General features: G+C 38.4%; 18 protein-coding genes. 6 read left to right on the top strand and 12 right to left on the bottom strand.

The features are described from left to right. Positions 1 to 3: 3 nt before the first annotated feature. Complete coding sequence (locus tag B3P17_RS07865; protein WP_252637771.1) at positions 4 to 363, bottom strand: arsenate reductase family protein; 360 nt, start codon at positions 361 to 363, stop codon at positions 4 to 6. Between the two features lie 134 nt (positions 364 to 497). Between B3P17_RS07865 and B3P17_RS07860 the strand changes: the two genes are divergently transcribed. The 4 genes from B3P17_RS07860 to B3P17_RS07845 are packed head-to-tail and all read left to right on the top strand — an operon-like array spanning position 498 to position 3704. Beyond that, a complete protein-coding gene (locus B3P17_RS07860) occupies positions 498 to 1370 on the top strand; it encodes a YicC/YloC family endoribonuclease (protein WP_135105432.1) in 873 nt (290 codons plus the stop codon). A gap of 15 nt (positions 1371 to 1385) precedes the next feature. Beyond that, positions 1386 to 1949, top strand: a complete 564-nt coding sequence (gmk, locus tag B3P17_RS07855) for a guanylate kinase (RefSeq protein ID WP_252637772.1) — start codon at positions 1386 to 1388, stop codon at positions 1947 to 1949. Then, positions 1946 to 2539: a nicotinate (nicotinamide) nucleotide adenylyltransferase gene (gene nadD, locus B3P17_RS07850; protein WP_252637773.1), complete on the top strand. Its 594-nt coding sequence runs from the start codon at positions 1946 to 1948 to the stop codon at positions 2537 to 2539. The genes gmk and nadD overlap by 4 nt, the downstream gene beginning before the upstream one ends. After that, positions 2529 to 3704, top strand: coding sequence for a M24 family metallopeptidase (locus B3P17_RS07845; protein WP_252637774.1), 1176 nt, complete (start codon positions 2529 to 2531; stop codon positions 3702 to 3704). Before nadD ends, B3P17_RS07845 begins: the two co-directional genes overlap by 11 nt. Before the next feature lie 88 nt (positions 3705 to 3792). On the opposite strand, the gene B3P17_RS07840 is transcribed toward B3P17_RS07845, so the two are convergent. The 11 genes from B3P17_RS07840 to B3P17_RS07790 form a co-directional block, all read right to left on the bottom strand. Further along, positions 3793 to 4149, bottom strand: coding sequence for a hypothetical protein (locus B3P17_RS07840; RefSeq protein ID WP_252637775.1), 357 nt, complete (start codon positions 4147 to 4149; stop codon positions 3793 to 3795). Positions 4150 to 4197: 48 nt separating this feature from the next. Then, entirely contained in the window at positions 4198 to 4755 is a 558-nt protein-coding gene (locus tag B3P17_RS07835; RefSeq protein ID WP_135105427.1) for an RNA polymerase sigma factor, read from the bottom strand. A gap of 2 nt (positions 4756 to 4757) precedes the next feature. Further along, positions 4758 to 5129 (bottom strand): DUF6249 domain-containing protein, encoded by a 372-nt coding sequence (locus B3P17_RS07830; RefSeq protein WP_245530974.1) that lies wholly within the window; start codon positions 5127 to 5129, stop codon positions 4758 to 4760. 420 nt (positions 5130 to 5549) lie between these two features. Next, positions 5550 to 6737: an aminopeptidase C gene (locus B3P17_RS07825; RefSeq protein ID WP_252637776.1), complete on the bottom strand. Its 1188-nt coding sequence runs from the start codon at positions 6735 to 6737 to the stop codon at positions 5550 to 5552. Positions 6738 to 6809: 72 nt separating this feature from the next. Then, positions 6810 to 8876, bottom strand: coding sequence for an HD family phosphohydrolase (locus B3P17_RS07820; protein WP_252637777.1), 2067 nt, complete (start codon positions 8874 to 8876; stop codon positions 6810 to 6812). A 76-nt stretch (positions 8877 to 8952) separates the two neighbouring features. Beyond that, positions 8953 to 10194 carry a 3-deoxy-D-manno-octulosonic acid transferase gene (locus tag B3P17_RS07815; protein WP_252637778.1) on the bottom strand — a complete coding sequence of 414 codons (1242 nt, stop codon included), beginning with the start codon at positions 10192 to 10194 and terminating at the stop codon, positions 8953 to 8955. Between the two features lie 7 nt (positions 10195 to 10201). Further along, positions 10202 to 11716 carry a glutamate--tRNA ligase gene (gltX, locus tag B3P17_RS07810; RefSeq protein ID WP_252637779.1) on the bottom strand — a complete coding sequence of 505 codons (1515 nt, stop codon included), beginning with the start codon at positions 11714 to 11716 and terminating at the stop codon, positions 10202 to 10204. 148 nt (positions 11717 to 11864) lie between these two features. Continuing rightward, entirely contained in the window at positions 11865 to 12557 is a 693-nt protein-coding gene (locus B3P17_RS07805) for a GIN domain-containing protein (protein ID WP_252637780.1), read from the bottom strand. A 13-nt stretch (positions 12558 to 12570) separates the two neighbouring features. Next, positions 12571 to 13875 carry a DUF4097 family beta strand repeat-containing protein gene (locus B3P17_RS07800; RefSeq protein WP_291104881.1) on the bottom strand — a complete coding sequence of 435 codons (1305 nt, stop codon included), beginning with the start codon at positions 13873 to 13875 and terminating at the stop codon, positions 12571 to 12573. A 12-nt stretch (positions 13876 to 13887) separates the two neighbouring features. After that, positions 13888 to 14433: a hypothetical protein gene (locus tag B3P17_RS07795; protein WP_252637782.1), complete on the bottom strand. Its 546-nt coding sequence runs from the start codon at positions 14431 to 14433 to the stop codon at positions 13888 to 13890. Between the two features lie 15 nt (positions 14434 to 14448). Beyond that, complete coding sequence (locus tag B3P17_RS07790) at positions 14449 to 14979, bottom strand: RNA polymerase sigma factor (protein WP_006841683.1); 531 nt, start codon at positions 14977 to 14979, stop codon at positions 14449 to 14451. Between the two features lie 445 nt (positions 14980 to 15424). Between B3P17_RS07790 and B3P17_RS07785 the strand changes: the two genes are divergently transcribed. After that, on the top strand, positions 15425 to 16501 hold the full coding sequence (locus B3P17_RS07785; RefSeq protein ID WP_291104878.1) for a DUF4831 family protein: 1077 nt from the start codon (positions 15425 to 15427) through the stop codon (positions 16499 to 16501). Position 16502: 1 nt separating this feature from the next. Beyond that, on the top strand, positions 16503 to 16970 hold the full coding sequence (locus B3P17_RS07780; RefSeq protein WP_252637784.1) for a CYTH domain-containing protein: 468 nt from the start codon (positions 16503 to 16505) through the stop codon (positions 16968 to 16970). The last annotated feature ends 28 nt before the right edge of the window (positions 16971 to 16998 follow it).

The raw sequence follows: 16998 nt of genomic DNA, 5'->3' as shown, positions 1-16998 counted from the left end.
ATTTCATTTCAGCTTCTGAATCCATTCTTCCTCATTAAATCCTACCAGAACAAAATCCTTTCCTACTACAATTGGACGTTTTACTACCATTCCGTCAGAAGATAGTATATCTATTAATTCTTCTTGCGATGCTGATTTCACCTTCTCTTTGAGGTTATTCTCTTTATAGATCCTCCCCGAAGTATTGAAAAATCTGGAAATAGGAAGTCCGCTTTTCTTTATCCATTCAGACAATTCTGCCTTCGACGGATTTTCTTTGGTAATGTCTCTGCTGTTTACTTCTACATTATTTTCTTTAAGCCATTTAGCGGCTTTTTGGCAAGTACTGCATTTAGGGTATTGTAAAAAGAGTGTTGTTGTCATTGTATATGTCATTTTATATTTAAACAATATACAAAAATAAAAGTTTACGGATGAATAACGTAGTTTAATTAGCTAAAGTTGACTTCTCACGTAATAATTTGTGTATTTTTGTACCTAAAATTAAAAATTACAGCATGATACAATCAATGACTGGTTTTGGCAAATCAACTGCTGAACTTCATAAAAGGAAAATTACTGTTGAAGTAAAATCCTTAAATAGTAAACAACTCGACTTATCGGTACGTTTACCAAATCTGTATAAGGAGCACGAAATGGAAATCCGCAATCTGCTATCTCGCCAACTAGAGCGAGGAAAGGTAGATTTTCTAATATATATAGAAAACATAGGCAGCGAAACCGCTACACAGATCAATCAAAGTATCATAGAAGGATATTATAATCAGATCAAAGAATCTTGCGAAAAGTTAGGGGTTGCTGTTCCTCAAGATTGGTTTCAAGTGTTGCTACGTTTACCTGACGTTTTGAAGTATGAAGCACAGGAAGTAGACGAGGAAGAATGGCTTATGGTATCGAATGTCATCAGCGAAGCAATTGATCAGTTGCATGCATTCCGTAAGCAGGAAGGCGCAATGCTTCAGAAGCTATTCGAAGAAAAAATATCTAACATAAAAACCCTTCTGACCGATATAGAACCGTTCGAAGCAGAACGTGTAGACAAAATAAAAGGTCGTATCTCAGAAGCCCTACAAAAGATAGAGGATTTCGATTATGATAAAAACCGTTTCGAACAGGAGATGATTTATTATATCGAAAAGCTGGATATAAACGAAGAAAAGAATCGTTTGAACAACCACCTTAAATATTTTCTGGAAACAATGACATCAGGATCAGGACAGGGTAAAAAGCTTGGTTTTATAGCTCAGGAAATAGGACGTGAAGTAAATACAATGGGCTCGAAATCGAACCATGCCGAGATGCAGCAGGTTGTTGTAAAAATGAAAGATGAGCTCGAACAAATAAAAGAGCAGGTGTTGAACGTATTGTAAGGAATAAGCGATAGAATGGGCAAATTAATCATCTTTTCGGCTCCTTCGGGTGCAGGCAAATCAACTATTGTAAACTACTTGCTTTCGCAAAATCTAAACCTCCGGTTTTCTATCTCGGCCACAAGCCGTTTGCCTCGCGGAGAAGAAAAACATGGAGTAGAATATTACTTTCATACACCCGAAGAGTTTCGTCAGAAAATTGAGAATAACGAATTCCTTGAATACGAAGAAGTATACAAAGATAAATTCTATGGAACGCTAAAAGCCGAAGTCCAAAGAATCTTTGATAATGGCGGTAATGTAATCTTCGATGTCGATGTGGTAGGAGGATGTAACATAAAGAAATACTACGGAGAGAAGGCGCTGTCTATATTTGTAGAACCGCCATCGATCAGTGAATTACGCAACCGACTGATAAGCAGAGGAACGGATTCTCCCGAGATAATAGAAGCAAGGGTAGCAAAAGCAGAATATGAAATGACCTTCGCTTCTCACTTTGATGTTATTATCAAGAATGACAATCTGGAAGAGGCAAAGGCAAAAGCATTACAAGTGGTAAAAGAATTTCTTGCAACATGAAGATAGGCATATTCTCCGGCTCATTCAACCCTATTCACGTAGGGCATCTTATTCTGGCAAACTACATTGTAGAATATACCGATATAGAAGAAGTCTGGCTGCTGGTAAGCCCTCTTAATCCTTTAAAATCGGCAAATGAGCTCTCGGATAAATATGTACGCTTAGAAATGACGAAGCTGGCTTTGGAAGGTTATCCCAAAATAAAGGCGAGCGACTTCGAATTCGATCTACCCAAACCATCATATACGATCAATACGCTGGATGCTTTGAAAGGAAAATATCCGGAGCATGACTTCACACTTGTTATTGGAGCCGACAATTGGGCTATCTTCGAAAGCTGGCATGAAACAGATAAGATTCTCGAGAATTATAAACTTAAGATATATCCTCGCTTAGGCTTTCGGATAAAAATACCCGATAGATTAAAGCAAAAGGTAGAAACCTTAGACTCGCCAATCATAGAAGTATCATCGACCTTCATACGTGAGGGCATAGAGGCAGGTAAGAATATGCGTCCTTTTCTTACCGAAAACGTATATGACTATATTATAGAAAAAGGACTATATAAACACTATAAAAATGAGCTATAAGGAACATTTATCAAAAGACTTACTGATTCGTCAACAACGCTTGCAAAGTACCATGCAGTCGATGAATATCGAAGGCTGTATATTGACTACTGCCGTAAATGTATTCTACATGACCGGAATGGTATATAATGGTTACTACTATTTACCGATAGAAGGGCAACCGGTACATTTCGTAAAGCGCCCCGAAGATGTCAGTTTCGATAATACAATCTATATCCGCAAACCCGAACAGATAACTGATGAGCTAAAGAATCTCGGACACCCCATTCCTCAATCCGTCTTGATTGAAACAGATGTGATTTCCTTCGGTGAATGCAGCCGTTTACTCAATACATTCGGGCTGAAGGAAGCTGCGAATGCATCTGCCCTGATGCGTAAAGTACGCAGTGTAAAAACCGAATTCGAGTTGGAGCAAGTAAGGCTTTGTGCCCGCAAGCACGAAGCAGTTTACAAGATGATCCCTTCCGTTTATAAAGACGGCATGACGGATATAGAGTTTCAGATAGAAATAGAACGTCTGATGCGTCTGCATGGATCATTAGGACTTTTCCGCAGCTACGGCGAAAACATGGATATCTACATGGGTAGCCTTCTTACAGGAGAAAATGCAGAAGCCCCATCTCCTTTCGACTTTGCTCTTGGCGGAGCCGGAACAAGCCCCATTTTACCTTTAGGTGCGTCGGGTCAAAAGATAAAGAAAGGGAATACCATTATGGTAGATATGGCCGGAAACTACACCCCATGGATGACAGACATGACCCGTGTGTTCTCTCTAGGTAAGACACTCGATCTGGCTTATCGTGCACATCAGGTCTCTATAGAAATCAGCAATAAGGTAATGGACATCGCAAAGCCAGGCGTAAGCTGTGCCGAGTTATACAATATAGCGATGGAAGCGGTGGTTAAGAACAATCTGGAACCTTACTTTATGGGAACAAAACAGCAAGCTAAATTTGTTGGTCACGGTGTAGGATTGGAGATCAATGAGCCTCCCGTACTAACCCCTCGTTCCAAAGAGTTGCTGGAACCAAACATCGTTTTTGCCCTCGAACCTAAATTTGTGATCCCAGAAGTAGGAGCTGTAGGTATTGAAAACACATACTTGGTAACACAAGATGGCCTTGAGAAGTTGACAATATTGGAAGAAGAAATTATAGAACTTTAATCGCTGATTTCTTTTCCCATTTAAAATATATATAGGGCTTAGAGCAAATGCTTTAAGCCCATTTTTATATCTCACACCTTCGCTACTATCAGCTCACAGCTTTATGCTTACTCCTGCGTCGATCGTCATATACCGAAATAAATCCGAACATGCCGCAAGCAGAAGCGATTAGCAATATAGGAGCAAAAAACATGGCAGACTGCAAAGCATCTTTCCCTGCTGCAAAATAGACGACTAAAGCAACTATCGCAATCAGGGCATACATTACACCGAAAATAGCAAACATATTCCCGATGAAAGGGCTTGAGCTTTGCACTTTAGCTTTTTCATGCATTAATGCTCTTTCAGCTTCTATCTGATGCATGATCCTGTATTTAAGATTGTCGCTTGCTTTCATTCTGGTGCCCGAAAGAAGCTCTCTTATTTTATCATCCTGCATATTCATATCCTTGTATTTATATTTATTATTATTCAATTCTATATTTTAATATCTCTAAGAGGTTTCGTACCGCATCATCTGTTCCAGAATATCTGCGAAACGCTTTCGTGCCCTATGCATCTTCACTTTCACATTTACATCCGTCAGCCCTGTTATTTGTGCTATTTCTTTCACCGAGTTATCTTCCAGATAGTATAATGTGAGCAAAAGCCCTTCATCTCTAGGCATCTTATCCATAGCCTCATTTACAATAGCCTTCCTCTCGTTATCCTCTACCTGAGACATTGTATCCCAATCCGAGAAAGAATTATCCAAATCAATCTGTTTATAATCAACAAACTCTGTATTGTAAACCGTATTACGGGTTTCTGTAATTGCCGTATTATAAACAATTCTGTAGAACCAAGTCGAAAACTTACTGTCAGCTCTAAATGTATGCAAATTATGAAAAGCCTTAACAAAAGCATTCTGCACAATATCTTCTGCATCCTGCCTGTTACCACATACACGATAGGCTATAGTTATAGCCATATCCTGATATGTGTCTACAAAATACCCGAAGGCAGACGTATCTCCCTTCAGGACTTTGTGTATAAGTTGCTTTTCATCCATCCTTATTCAGCGTCTTCAAATTCTTTCTTGTCTTTCACCACCAAGTAAAACACAACGTAAGCAAGACCAAGGAACAACAGCACGCTACTGCTTATTACCAGATATTGAAAATCTAAAGACAAAGCAAAGTTTGGTGCGATGAAAACCCCTAAAGCCAACCCGATAGCGATTCCGACACACAGAAAACCATTGCGAAGAGATCTGTATTTGTTCGGAGCTGTTTTTACTTCGGGTGGAGGTATAATCCCTTGTTTCGCCAATTCCATACGAACTTTCTTATCCGAAGATAAAAGTTTTAAAAGAACCATTCCACCTAAAACGACCGGCAATCCTACTGCACATAAAATTGCAATTATTGGTACTAATTCACCCATGATATTTCTATTTTTTGTTGTTAATAATCTGTTTTCGAATATATGACTACACATAGTCTCATGTGGTTACAGATTTTATGTAATATTTTTCTGAAATAGTTATTTTAACCTTTACCTCTATATTTTACTACCCAAAAGGTGACAATAAAACAAATCACAAAAACGCATACAAACATCTGACAACAAAACACATAACGCCACATGAACAATAAAAAGGTGACAAAAGTGACACTTTTTGATATGTTTTGTATCTGTCACTTTCTACACACTAAAAAAGAGAATACAATATAAGACAATTTTATATTATTCTCTTTCTAGCTATTAAACAAATACTAAAAGAAATTTAGAGCTGCTGCACATAGAAATAAAATAGCCGCAGGAGAAACCTCCCACGGCTATATACTATATAATAAAAATCTATTAGTTCAGATTCAATTTTTTCGCAAGTGGAGCTGGAACGGCAGCCTTGTTAACCATTATATTGGTTGTTTTGTACTTCACAAATGTTTCTGAAGCATACCATATTCCTTTATATTTACCTGCTTCACCCCATGAGTTTTTCACAAGATAATATTTTGTACCATTCTGATCTTTTACAATCCCGAATATTTGCATACCATGATCATCAGTAGTTTCCTGGCTATCAAATGCAGCCTGACGCATTGCTTGCGTAACTACTTTTTCTTTTACAGGACCTTGATCTACTTTTGCTTTCAAACGGGTAGTTTTTTCGCTTTTTGACAATCCTAACCAATGAGCCTGATCTGAACCAATGTTCTCAGGAGCCTCATCATCGGGGATAACAGCGATACCATTGCGGGTAAATCCAATTTCGCTTACATCCGAAGCCCATGCCACAGTGTAGCCGTTATTTATTGCATTGTCTATTACTTGTATCATTTCATCCATAGGTACATTATACGACAGAGCCCAACGCCAGTTGTCAGGTATTTCTATAGCAAACGGAGCATAGAACGGATGATGTGTGAATGAAGTGATAGACACATAATTTTTGCTTGTAAGCCCTAAAGATTGAGCTAAAGACTGCGGAGTATATGTTTTGCCTTTGTATTGGAATTCTTTTGGTACAGCACCCAGATAAGCATCCAACACACTGTTGAAACCAACACCCCATACCGGAGAAATGCGGCTTGATTTCTTGTCGGCAATTCCTTTTACATAGCCACTCAATGCAGCTTCCAATTCACCATGATTATGAATAGTCTCACCATAGTTAAGACCGGCATACACTTCATTAGGAACTACGCCGTATTCATCTAAAGTTTCTACAACATCGGCAAATGCACCACCTTGCGCAAAGTTTAGATTACCTCCTACTCTTACATACTTATCCGCTTTATCGGCATAATTACGACGAACAATATACATCTCCGAAAGATCGTGATCTCCTTTGTTCATTTTAAGGAGCTCAGATTCAAGAAAAGCTACTCCCGAAAAACTCCAGCAAGTTCCGCTATTCCCCTGATTTTTGATCGATGTTATCGGGTTTTGTTTCACCACAGTGAACTGATACGCTGTGTTTTCTTCCTGAGCAAAAACAATCAGATTGATAAGCAGGAATAAAGGCAAAATAAGTAATTTTCTCATAACAAGTGAATGGATTAAAATTTTATTTAAAATTGAGCACATTATTGTTCTATTTCTCGGGTTACTTTATTCTCATTCCCTCTTCAGCTCGGGATAGGCAACACGTAAGTGACGCATGCTGACCAGCTTGTCGCAAAACACTTCTTTCACCTGTTCTATATCCTTAAAGGTAATCGGGGCATTCTTGAACAAACCATCACTCAGTTGAGAATCTATAAGACGGTTTACCAATTCGGTAATAGCTTCTTTCGTATTCTCCTTAAGGCTTCTTGATGCGGCTTCCACCGTATCAGCCATCATAAGAATAGCCGTCTCGCGTGTAAACGGATTTGGTCCGGGGTAAGTAAAATCTTCTTCATCAACGATCTCGTCAGGATGATTATTCACATACGAATTATAAAAATATTTTGCTTTCCCTTTACCGTGGTGAGTTTCTATGAAATCTATTATCTGTTGCGGCAAGTTATTCTTTTTAGCTATTCTTACCCCTTCAGCTACATGATCTATTATAATGCGGGCACTCTCTTTTTCTGTCAGTCCGGCATGTGGATCGATCCCTTCAACCTGATTCTCTGTAAAGAAAATAGGATTTACCATTTTACCGATATCATGATACAAGGCTCCTGTACGCACCAGCGTAGCATTAGCCCCGATACGATGAGCAGCAGCTACAACCAATGTAGACACCTGCATAGAATGTTGGAATGTGCCGGGAGCAACCTCCGAAAGTTGCTGTAAGAGAGGCCTGTTTGTATTTGAGAGTTCTATCATACTCACCTCCGACATAAAGCCAAAGACTCTTTCGCAAACATAAACCAGCAGATAAGCGAAGGTGACAAACACAAAGTTGATACAGAAATAAATATACACTCTCGAGTTTTCTTTTATCAATGCAATATCTCCTTCGGTACATAAAATCCAGCCCGTAAACGACACAATATATGTAACGAGTATCAGAAGGGCGCATACAACCAGCTGGGAACGCTCAGATAGATTCCGCAAGCTAAAGATACACATATACCCCACCAACATCTGAACTGTGATAAACTGAGCCATCTGAGCCAGAGGAAACATAATGGCACATATCAGTATTGTAATGGTATGCGTGGTAATAGCTGTACGCGAGTCTATAAATGTACGTATGAGAATGGTAGGTATCGCAAAAGGAATGACATACATCAGAGTAAACATCTTCGAGTCGCCCATTATTCCCGTTATCACCGGGAAAATAACAACCATAAGCAACATAAAGATGACATTCTTTTTATTTCTGTACTCCTCAATACGATAGAAACGGAGATAAATCATCAGAGCCATTACAAAGAGGGTAATCATAACCAACTCTCCCATGATAAGCCATCCCGGTTTAGACTTTGTTCCTACCTTTCCTTCTGCTTCTTTAATATAAGAATCGAGAATATTTTTGAGGCGCGCATCTACAATCTCTCCCCTGTCTATAATCTTTTCGCCATATTGTACTTCTCCGTCATACAAAGAAACCTGTTGTAGCATATCATTCTTGATACCCAACGACATTCTCTCGTCGTATATAATATTAGCTATCAGATAATTGTTGAGATTAAAAGTTTTGAGACGTCCTATATCAATATGGGCGGGAGCGTCATCAATGATCTTTTCGTAAGCTTGGCGTGGTGTATAAAACGATGCAATATGCCTGGTTGCAGCAATTTTGTTTGCTGTTTCGCTGCGAAGTATTAATTGTTTTTTATTCAGTTGCTGAATACGCTCATAATCTTCGGCAGAGATCACTCCGGCTTTGTATATTTCTGTAAACTTCCTGTTTATATAGGTTATATAATCCTCCGGAATACTTCTAGCCCTGGCATCCTGAACAACCTGAGATATTGCTTTCTTTTCGATTGTCGCATCTGCCAGATAATAGGGCTGATAAGTCTGCATGATGCTATCTTTCTCTTCTTGTATCTGTGCATCAGACTTATGTATATGAAACTTAAAGGGTGCTGTAAGCAAGCCGTATTGCCATGGCCGGTTATCTTCATAACTGTATTTATATTTACCCTCGCGCGGTAAAAAATATACAATAATAATGATTGCAGCGATGAACAAGACAGATGTAGGTATCTTTATCTTGCTGATATAATAGTCGATTTTTGCCATAAAAACTATGGTTTAAATTACAAATCTACAAGATTATTTTTATTCTAAGAAAAGATACAGGCCAAAATCGAAGCCTCTAAAGATTGATTACCGCCATTACACGTTTCACAACCCCGGCATTGGAGCGTACATAATTACCGGCATGTAACCCGGCAGCATTCAGCGTTGCCTCATACTGAAGAAACTCATCCATCAAACCACGGAATGCCTGATAATCAGAAATAGAGTAACCTCCTCCACATTCTATCATTTGCTGAGCTTCACGAAACTTTTTAAAATTCGGGCCAAATATCACAGGTAAATCGTAAACCGCAGCTTCTAATATGTTATGTATACCAACACCAAACCCTCCTCCTACGTATGCTACTTGTCCGTAGCTATATATAGACGAAAGGAGTCCGAAATTGTCAATAATCAAACAGTCATAGTCTGCCATCATTCCGGGCGTTGCCTTCGAATAGCGGATATGAGGACGTTGCAGGTTGCTTTCGATGTACTTCAAGTGAGCTTCATCAATCTCGTGCGGAGCTATTATCAATTTAAGGTCTGTAGTCATATTAAAGTATGGGATCAGTATATCCTCATCCTTTGGCCAGGTGCTTCCGGCAACAAATATCTTCTCATTCTCAGACTTGGCTTTCTTCTCGAAAGCCTCGGCTATAGGTAGTTGCTTGGCTTGTTTTTGAATATCCAGTACTCTATCAAAACGGGTATCGCCACAAACTTCAACATTTGTGATACCTATATTTGATAACAGTTTCCGGGAGTTTTCATCCTGCACGCATATACATGTATATTTTTTGAGCAACTTGCGCATATCGCTTCCATACCAGCGGAAAAATATCTGATTGGGACGGAAGATCGCTGAAACCATGTACACCGGAATATTCCTTTTATAAAGCTGATTTACAAAATTGTACCAGAATTCATATTTTATAAATATCGCCATCTTTGGCTGAACAATCTTTAAGAAACGCTTTACGTTCCGTTTCTTATCAAAAGGCAAATAGCAAACCACATCTGCCAGCGGATAATCTTTCCTTACTTCGTAGCCCGAAGGAGAAAAAAATGTAAGCAATATCTTATATTCAGGATGTGTTCTTTTCAGCTCTTCCATAATCGGACGACCTTGTTCAAACTCGCCTAAAGAAGCTGCATGAAACCAAATATATTCAGCATTTGCATCTATGTTCTGCCTCAATATCCGATAAGTTTGCTTGTGCCCTACAATCATCTTTCTGGCTTTCTTGTGGAAAGGAGAAATAAGACGGACAATCAACGCATATAGATATATAGCAAAATTGTAAAAAAACAGCATCTTCTTGTTATTTAATATTTAAGATTGCCTTTTCAAGTCGGGCTATTGTTTCTTCTTTTCCAATAGTTGCCGTAATATCAAACATATGAGGGCCTTTCGACTCCCCTACAACAGCCAGACGGAATGCATTCATTATATTGCCGAGATGATAGCCTTTCGATTCAATCCAGCCTTTCACTATTTCTTCCTGATTGTGAGAAGAGAAGTCTTCAATTCCTTTCAGAACTTCTGCCAACTCGCTCAATTGAGACGGCGACTCTTCTTTCCAACGTTTCTTGACAACCTTCTCATCATAGGTAGTTGGAGCCACAAAGAAGAAAGAAGCCTGATCCCACAATTCTTTTACGAAACTTACTCGTTCTTTTACCAGACCGACAACTGTTTCTATATATTGTAACGGACATTCTATTCCTTTATCTTGCAGTATAGGATAAAAAATTGCGGCTATCTCGCTATTTGGTCTTAATTGGATGTATTGGTGGTTGAACCATTTCCCTTTTTCGTAATCGAATTTGGCTCCGCTCTTACTACATTTATCCAATGCAAAAAGTTGAATAAGTTCTTCCATCGACATTATTTCCTGATCATTACCCGGATTCCATCCCAGAAGAGCAAGGAAATTGATTACAGCTTCGGGCAGGTAGCCGCTTTCACGGTAGCCTGACGAAATCTCACCACTCTGCGGGTCTTTCCATTCTAATGGAAAAACAGGAAAGCCTAGGCGGTCGCCATCACGCTTGCTCAATTTTCCATTTCCTTCGGGCTTCAGCAAAAGCGGAAGGTGAGCAAATTGAGGCATAGAATCTTCCCAGCCAAAAGCCTTATACAATAACACATGCAAAGGAGCTGAAGGAAGCCATTCTTCACCACGGATAACGTGTGTTATCTCCATCAGGTGATCGTCTACGATATTCGCCAAATGATATGTAGGCAAATGATCTGCCGATTTATAAAGAACTTTATCATCGAGTACCGATGAGTTATATTTTACTTCGCCACGAATAACGTCATTGACCAACACTTCTTGCCCTGCTTCGATCTTGAATCGGACTACGTACTGATTGCCGGCATCTATGAGTGACTGTACTTCTTCTTGAGAGAGGGTCAACGAGTTTCGCATCTCTCCTCGTGTAGAAGCATCGTACTGAAAGTTACTCACAGCCTCACGCTTAGCCGTCAGTTCCTCGGGAGTATCAAACGCAATATAAGCTGATCCTTTTTGGATAAGTATATCTACATATTTTTTATAAATCTCTTTTCTCTCCGATTGCCGATATGGAGCATGAGTACCTCCAATATGTGTACCTTCATCAAACTTTAAGCCCAACCATGTGAGAGCTTCGATGATATATTCTTCTGCACCCGGCACAAAACGTTGCGAATCGGTATCTTCTATACGAAGGATAAAATCTCCGTTATTTTTTTTTGCAAAGAGATAATTATATAATGCCGTACGTACCCCGCCAATGTGAAGTGGTCCGGTCGGGCTCGGTGCAAAACGCACCCTAACTTTTTGAGACATACTTTATTTTTTTAAAGAGGCTACAAAATTATACAAAATATTGCAATATAGTAAGAATAGTGGCAGAAGAAATAAAAACAATGCCAGAGATGAAAATAAAAAAAGCCGGAAATTTGATTTCCGGCCGTATATATTCACTCAATTACGATTATCTTCTTTGAATACGTCCTCTACCTGTGGTATTTGCCTGAATGTCTTTATATTTAAGATTTACAATATCTACATTGGCATTTCCCGAGCTAATAACCGAAATACTCTCAACTGATCCTGTCAACACAATATTAGAGCCTCCGCTTACCGCCACACTTGCAGTCCTCGCACTCTTTATATCCAAAGACGAAGTACTTCCACCGGAGGAGGCAATATTTAACGTTTCTGACCTCACTTCATTTATATTATAACGAGAGCCACCCGAGACTGCAATATTAGATACCCTCGATTCCAGTCTCTTTATATCAAAACTGGAACCTCCTGAAGCTGCAATAGATATTCCTGTCTTATTTTTGAGTTCGTCGGTAGAAAACTTTGATCCTCCCGAAAGTGCTATGGATTCTATATTGTTTGCTGTAAGATATACTTTCACTCTCTTATTGCTTTTACCTTTTCTATTTACTTTCAAAATGCCATTTTCCACATATACATTTATAGGCTCCGGGCTATCTATCTGAGCAGTATAGCTTCTTCCGTAAGAGAAATAAACCTCAATACCCGACTTAACTTCAATACCGCTATACGGACTCAGATTTATTTTTTCAACATGTGAGGTTTTAGACGATCCGCACGAGACAAACAATACGATGATACTTAATATAGAGATACCGATAAATTTCATAATATTCATTTCTAGTTTAGTTTTATTTTATTTTTACATCTGCATAATTGCTCGATACGGTAATGGTAGCTGTTGGTCTTTTAGTTCCTATCTGCCCTTTTTTAATAACTGTAGTCGAGGTTTCGGTTTGCTCTGTGTATTTCACCGTATATTTTTTCGCCACAGCCAAATCTCCTTGCACCAGTACAACATTAAATGAAGCTCCTACGTTATCGGGAACGCTTAATACCACATCAGAGTAATTACCTTTTACATTGATATTTGTATTTGGAGATATTGAATTAACCTTTACATCAGAATAGTTGCAAATTACATTCATTCTGGAGCGGAGATTATCAATCGATATGTCGGCATAATTAAACTTACCATCCATCTCTCCCAACGAGCCTATTTTAAAATCGCCCGAAGTAGAAGACAACTGAGCCGAGATCGTTTGTACATCATTCAATACAAAATCACTATAAGCTCCCGACAAGTCTAATCTATTCGCCTTATCTATCTTTACTTTCGAATAAGATGTCGACAAAACGGCATCCTGCAATTTGCTTATCGTTACTTTTCCATACTTATCCTTAATGGTTGGTCTGGCTCCCGAAAAGCTTTCTGCATCGAAGGTGCTATAAGACAGATTGGCTGAAAAAGGTGCATTAAACTCATTCATTTTCAATCTGCCATATTTTAGATCTACATTAAGTTTAACATTGCGTGGAATACTTATCACTAAGTCGATTTGATTTACACTGGAACCAAGACTAGCTATAGCCAACACTCCTTTATCCTCTGAAATTCTAACAGGATTTCTCTGATTAAGTTTGTTAAAATATTGAATTTCTAACTCTACATTCTTCGATCGGGATTCCCTTACAAATATATTCCCATATTTATGAGAGATATCGATTTCTGAAATATTAGAGTACGTTTTAGTCTCAACTCGATCGGGAGTTTTGCCTTTCTGATTATTTGAAAAGACACTCAAATTATCATTATTGGATCTGGACTTCAGATTTTTACACAATTCCGACAATCTTTCTTTATTCACTTTCAAGTTTTTCTCCAATTCCTTGAGGTTTTTGACACCGGATTTTTCAAAATCTTCCTTCCATGCCAACCACTGGGCAGTATCAAAGTCGAAGTCAAACTTATAATCAAAATTAAGGGCATCGAAGTCCAAATCCATATCCGGAATCTCTATGTTCGGAATTTCTATATTAAATCTTCCTTTTCCATTAATAGAGTCTTGAGGCAGATCACCCTTTATCTTTTCCGATGCTCCTAATTGAATTAGAGCAAGGCTGCACAAACCGATAAACAATATATACTTTTTCATCCCTTAATTATATTAGCATTTGGTATATTTTCCTAATTTTTGATCTATATTCTCGAGTACATGGATATTCGTTTTATAGTGCTTCACCAAAAAATGAATAGCCATATCCTTATCTTCATTTTTAGAGATTTCGTTGATAAAATCATTATTCCCATCTACTATTCTCTGTATATCCTTGGTCAGTCGCGCCTGATTTTCGGTATCTGTATATGCCAGTTTACACATTATATCGGCAATCTTAGCTTCCATTTTCTGATTATAATAATCATTTGTTGTTTTAAATTCATCTGTTGCTCCAATGACCTCCGGTGCAGGAATATTGCCTCCTGTATTGTCAGGTGTAGAGAATCTAACAACAACGGCTATTAGTATGGCAATGGATGCCGCCACAGATATGGCACTTATAAACCGTACCCGTTTCACTCGTTTTTCGTTCTTCAAGCTTTCTTCATTCTTACTTTTCAATAGCGCTTCGAATCGCTCCATGTGTCCGAATGATGGTTCTTGGTCGTCAAACAAATCTCTGTTTCTGTCTATTTTTTTTCTTATGTCATTCATACCTTCCCTCCTTTTTTAGACGAGTTCCAATAATTTTTGTTTTGCCCTCATATATTGTATACGCACCGTTCCGGGTGCTATATTCAGAATCTCACTAATCTCTTCGTGGTCATACCCCTCTATAAGATAAAGATTTACAATCAAACGGCTCGACTCCGGCAGCTTCGTTATTGCAGTTTTCACCTGCTCTACACGATCCAATATCTGCTCCCACTCTTCGCTATCATCCGAGTCTACTATATCATAGTTGATATTCTCGTTGAAATCGACAGTTTCCAAGTTTCTTTTCCTCAGCTTGTCAATAGATGTATTAATGCCTATCCTTACAAGCCATGCCTCGAAAGGAACTGAATTTTTATAGTTGTCCAAACTCGAGAACGCTTTCAGAAAGCTCTCTTGCATTGCATCCTCTGCCTCGAGACTATCATACAGAACCCTATAGCATGCATTATAAACTCTCTTATAAAAAGTAGAGTAAATCTGCATCTGAGCCAAATGTTGACCCTTTCTACACTGATCTATAATATTAGAATCGAAGCTTATCATTTAATGTTTTAGGTTACCCTTCTAATAACATCTACGAATCGAAAATAGAAGTGTTACAAAAAAAAGAATTATTTTTCAAGAAAATGATAAATTTAAGAATTAAGCATTCAATAATAATTCAAATACTTCCGTACTTTTATTTTTTCTCATAATTAAAAAGGATTTGTTGCCGCATTGCTCTTATTCATGTTTTTTTAAACACAGAGTAAAAAGAGTTACACAGAGTTTTTTCGCAATAAAAAAAGCATCTCTCTATTTTTTACCAGTTACTTAATTAGAAAAGTGATAAATAAATTTCATATAAAAATAGACTGTATGTAACTCCCACCTACTTACCCTTAATCATTACTCTCCAATAGAAGCTTTAAGGTTTAGATAGTTGTAGGTCGGAAATCCATAAAAAATAATTAGCTTTGTGAGACTAATATTATAAAATAAAGAACGAATGAAGTCTCTAAGCTTATTTCTTTTGCTTGCAATAGGAGCTCTCACATTACCTGCACAGAACACCGTTAAAATGAGTGCAGTGAAAGGAAATGATTATGGTGTGGCGTACTCGTTACCGAAAACCTCTGTTATAGTCACCGTAAACTATACAAAGACCACGAAAAAAGCCGGTGAATTTTATCAATATGCCGAGCGATACTTGAGCATAACCAATCCCATAACCGAAAATAGCGTAACCTACACTATCGACAATATAGATGCTACCACAAAAGGAATAGTAGATAAAGACAAGTCTTATCTGGTAGAATTTCGATCGAATACAACTGCACCTTTTGTCACACTGACAAAGGATGGCGTGATATGTGCGATCAACGACGACTATACTTTCCCCAAAGAAGAAGCAATACAAGCTCCGGCTAAAGTGAGTGAAACGACATTAAACCCGCGAAGCTTCCTCTCCGAAGAGATTCTACGTGCAGGTTCTACAGCAAAACAAGCCGAACTGATCGCAAAACAAATCTACCGATTGCGTGAAAGCCGCACAAATATAATTACAGGCGAAGCAGACAATATGCCTCCTGATGGCAACGCTTACAAACTGGTAATGACTCAACTTGATGAACAAGAAAAGGCACTCACCGCAATGTTTGCAGGAACTGAAACAAAAGAAACAGGCACAAGAGAATTTACGATAATCCCCGATACAAAAAATATAGAGAATCGAATCATTTTCAGATTTTCGTCTAAGCTGGGAGTCGTGGATGCCAACGATCTGGCAGGAGCACCGGTATATTTGTCTCTCAAAAACAAAGACCCGAGAGAAGAACAAATACTGACACCTAAAGAACAAAAAGAGCTGGAGAAGAAATTCTCTGCCGGAATCATATACAATATCCCGAACAAAGCCAGCTTGCAAATAACATACAACAGCAAGGATTATGTAAAAAAAGAATGCGACATCGTTCAATATGGAATTCAGGATGTGCTGACACCGAAAATGTTTGATAACAATAAATTACCAATCAAAGTGATTTTCTATCCTGAGCTGGGAGCTGTAAAACAAATTATCCAGTAATATGGCTTTGGAGATTGAACGTAAGTTTCTGGTCGAAGGAAACTACAAAGAATATGCCTATGCACACGAAGAGATTGTGCAAGGATATCTTTCTTCGGTAAAGGAACGCACGGTAAGAGTGCGGATAAAAGGGGAAAAAGCATACATCACAATCAAAGGGATAAGCAACGAATCAGGCATTTCGCGCTTTGAGTGGGAAAAAGAAATTTCGATAAAGGATGCCCGGGAATTACTAAAATTGTGCGAACCGGGAATTATAGATAAAATCCGGTATTATATAAAGAGCGGCAGGCATACCTTCGAAGTAGATGAATTCAACGGTGAAAACCAAGGTCTTGTTATGGCTGAGATCGAGCTCTCTTCAGAAAACGAACAGTTTGAAAAGCCCAACTGGCTTAGAGAAGAAGTAACAGGCGATCTCCGCTACTATAATTCTTCTCTGACAAAACTTCCTTATTCTAAATGGTGATTGTAAGCTTTTCTTCTTAAATTCGAAT

The organism is Dysgonomonas sp. UBA7630, assembly GCF_002483985.1.
In the GTDB taxonomy this organism is placed as follows: domain Bacteria; phylum Bacteroidota; class Bacteroidia; order Bacteroidales; family Dysgonomonadaceae; genus Dysgonomonas.
The sequence above is the reverse complement of the archived record's forward strand: the minus strand, read 5'-3'. Positions and strand labels throughout refer to the sequence as shown.

What these genes read in the sequence shown, in the direction of transcription:
- B3P17_RS07865 (WP_252637771.1), bottom strand. Translation starts at nt 363, where the DNA reads ATGACAACAACACTCTTTTTACAATACCCTAAATGCAGTACTTGCCAA.
- B3P17_RS07860 (WP_135105432.1), top strand. Translation starts at nt 498, where the DNA reads ATGATACAATCAATGACTGGTTTTGGCAAATCAACTGCTGAACTTCAT.
- gmk (WP_252637772.1), top strand. Translation starts at nt 1,386, where the DNA reads ATGGGCAAATTAATCATCTTTTCGGCTCCTTCGGGTGCAGGCAAATCA.
- nadD (WP_252637773.1), top strand. Translation starts at nt 1,946, where the DNA reads ATGAAGATAGGCATATTCTCCGGCTCATTCAACCCTATTCACGTAGGG.
- B3P17_RS07845 (WP_252637774.1), top strand. Translation starts at nt 2,529, where the DNA reads ATGAGCTATAAGGAACATTTATCAAAAGACTTACTGATTCGTCAACAA.
- B3P17_RS07840 (WP_252637775.1), bottom strand. Translation starts at nt 4,149, where the DNA reads ATGAATATGCAGGATGATAAAATAAGAGAGCTTCTTTCGGGCACCAGA.
- B3P17_RS07835 (WP_135105427.1), bottom strand. Translation starts at nt 4,755, where the DNA reads ATGGATGAAAAGCAACTTATACACAAAGTCCTGAAGGGAGATACGTCT.
- B3P17_RS07830 (WP_245530974.1), bottom strand. Translation starts at nt 5,129, where the DNA reads ATGGGTGAATTAGTACCAATAATTGCAATTTTATGTGCAGTAGGATTG.
- B3P17_RS07825 (WP_252637776.1), bottom strand. Translation starts at nt 6,737, where the DNA reads ATGAGAAAATTACTTATTTTGCCTTTATTCCTGCTTATCAATCTGATT.
- B3P17_RS07820 (WP_252637777.1), bottom strand. Translation starts at nt 8,876, where the DNA reads ATGGCAAAAATCGACTATTATATCAGCAAGATAAAGATACCTACATCT.
- B3P17_RS07815 (WP_252637778.1), bottom strand. Translation starts at nt 10,194, where the DNA reads ATGCTGTTTTTTTACAATTTTGCTATATATCTATATGCGTTGATTGTC.
- gltX (WP_252637779.1), bottom strand. Translation starts at nt 11,716, where the DNA reads ATGTCTCAAAAAGTTAGGGTGCGTTTTGCACCGAGCCCGACCGGACCA.
- B3P17_RS07805 (WP_252637780.1), bottom strand. Translation starts at nt 12,557, where the DNA reads ATGAATATTATGAAATTTATCGGTATCTCTATATTAAGTATCATCGTA.
- B3P17_RS07800 (WP_291104881.1), bottom strand. Translation starts at nt 13,875, where the DNA reads ATGAAAAAGTATATATTGTTTATCGGTTTGTGCAGCCTTGCTCTAATT.
- B3P17_RS07795 (WP_252637782.1), bottom strand. Translation starts at nt 14,433, where the DNA reads ATGAATGACATAAGAAAAAAAATAGACAGAAACAGAGATTTGTTTGAC.
- B3P17_RS07790 (WP_006841683.1), bottom strand. Translation starts at nt 14,979, where the DNA reads ATGATAAGCTTCGATTCTAATATTATAGATCAGTGTAGAAAGGGTCAA.
- B3P17_RS07785 (WP_291104878.1), top strand. Translation starts at nt 15,425, where the DNA reads ATGAAGTCTCTAAGCTTATTTCTTTTGCTTGCAATAGGAGCTCTCACA.
- B3P17_RS07780 (WP_252637784.1), top strand. Translation starts at nt 16,503, where the DNA reads ATGGCTTTGGAGATTGAACGTAAGTTTCTGGTCGAAGGAAACTACAAA.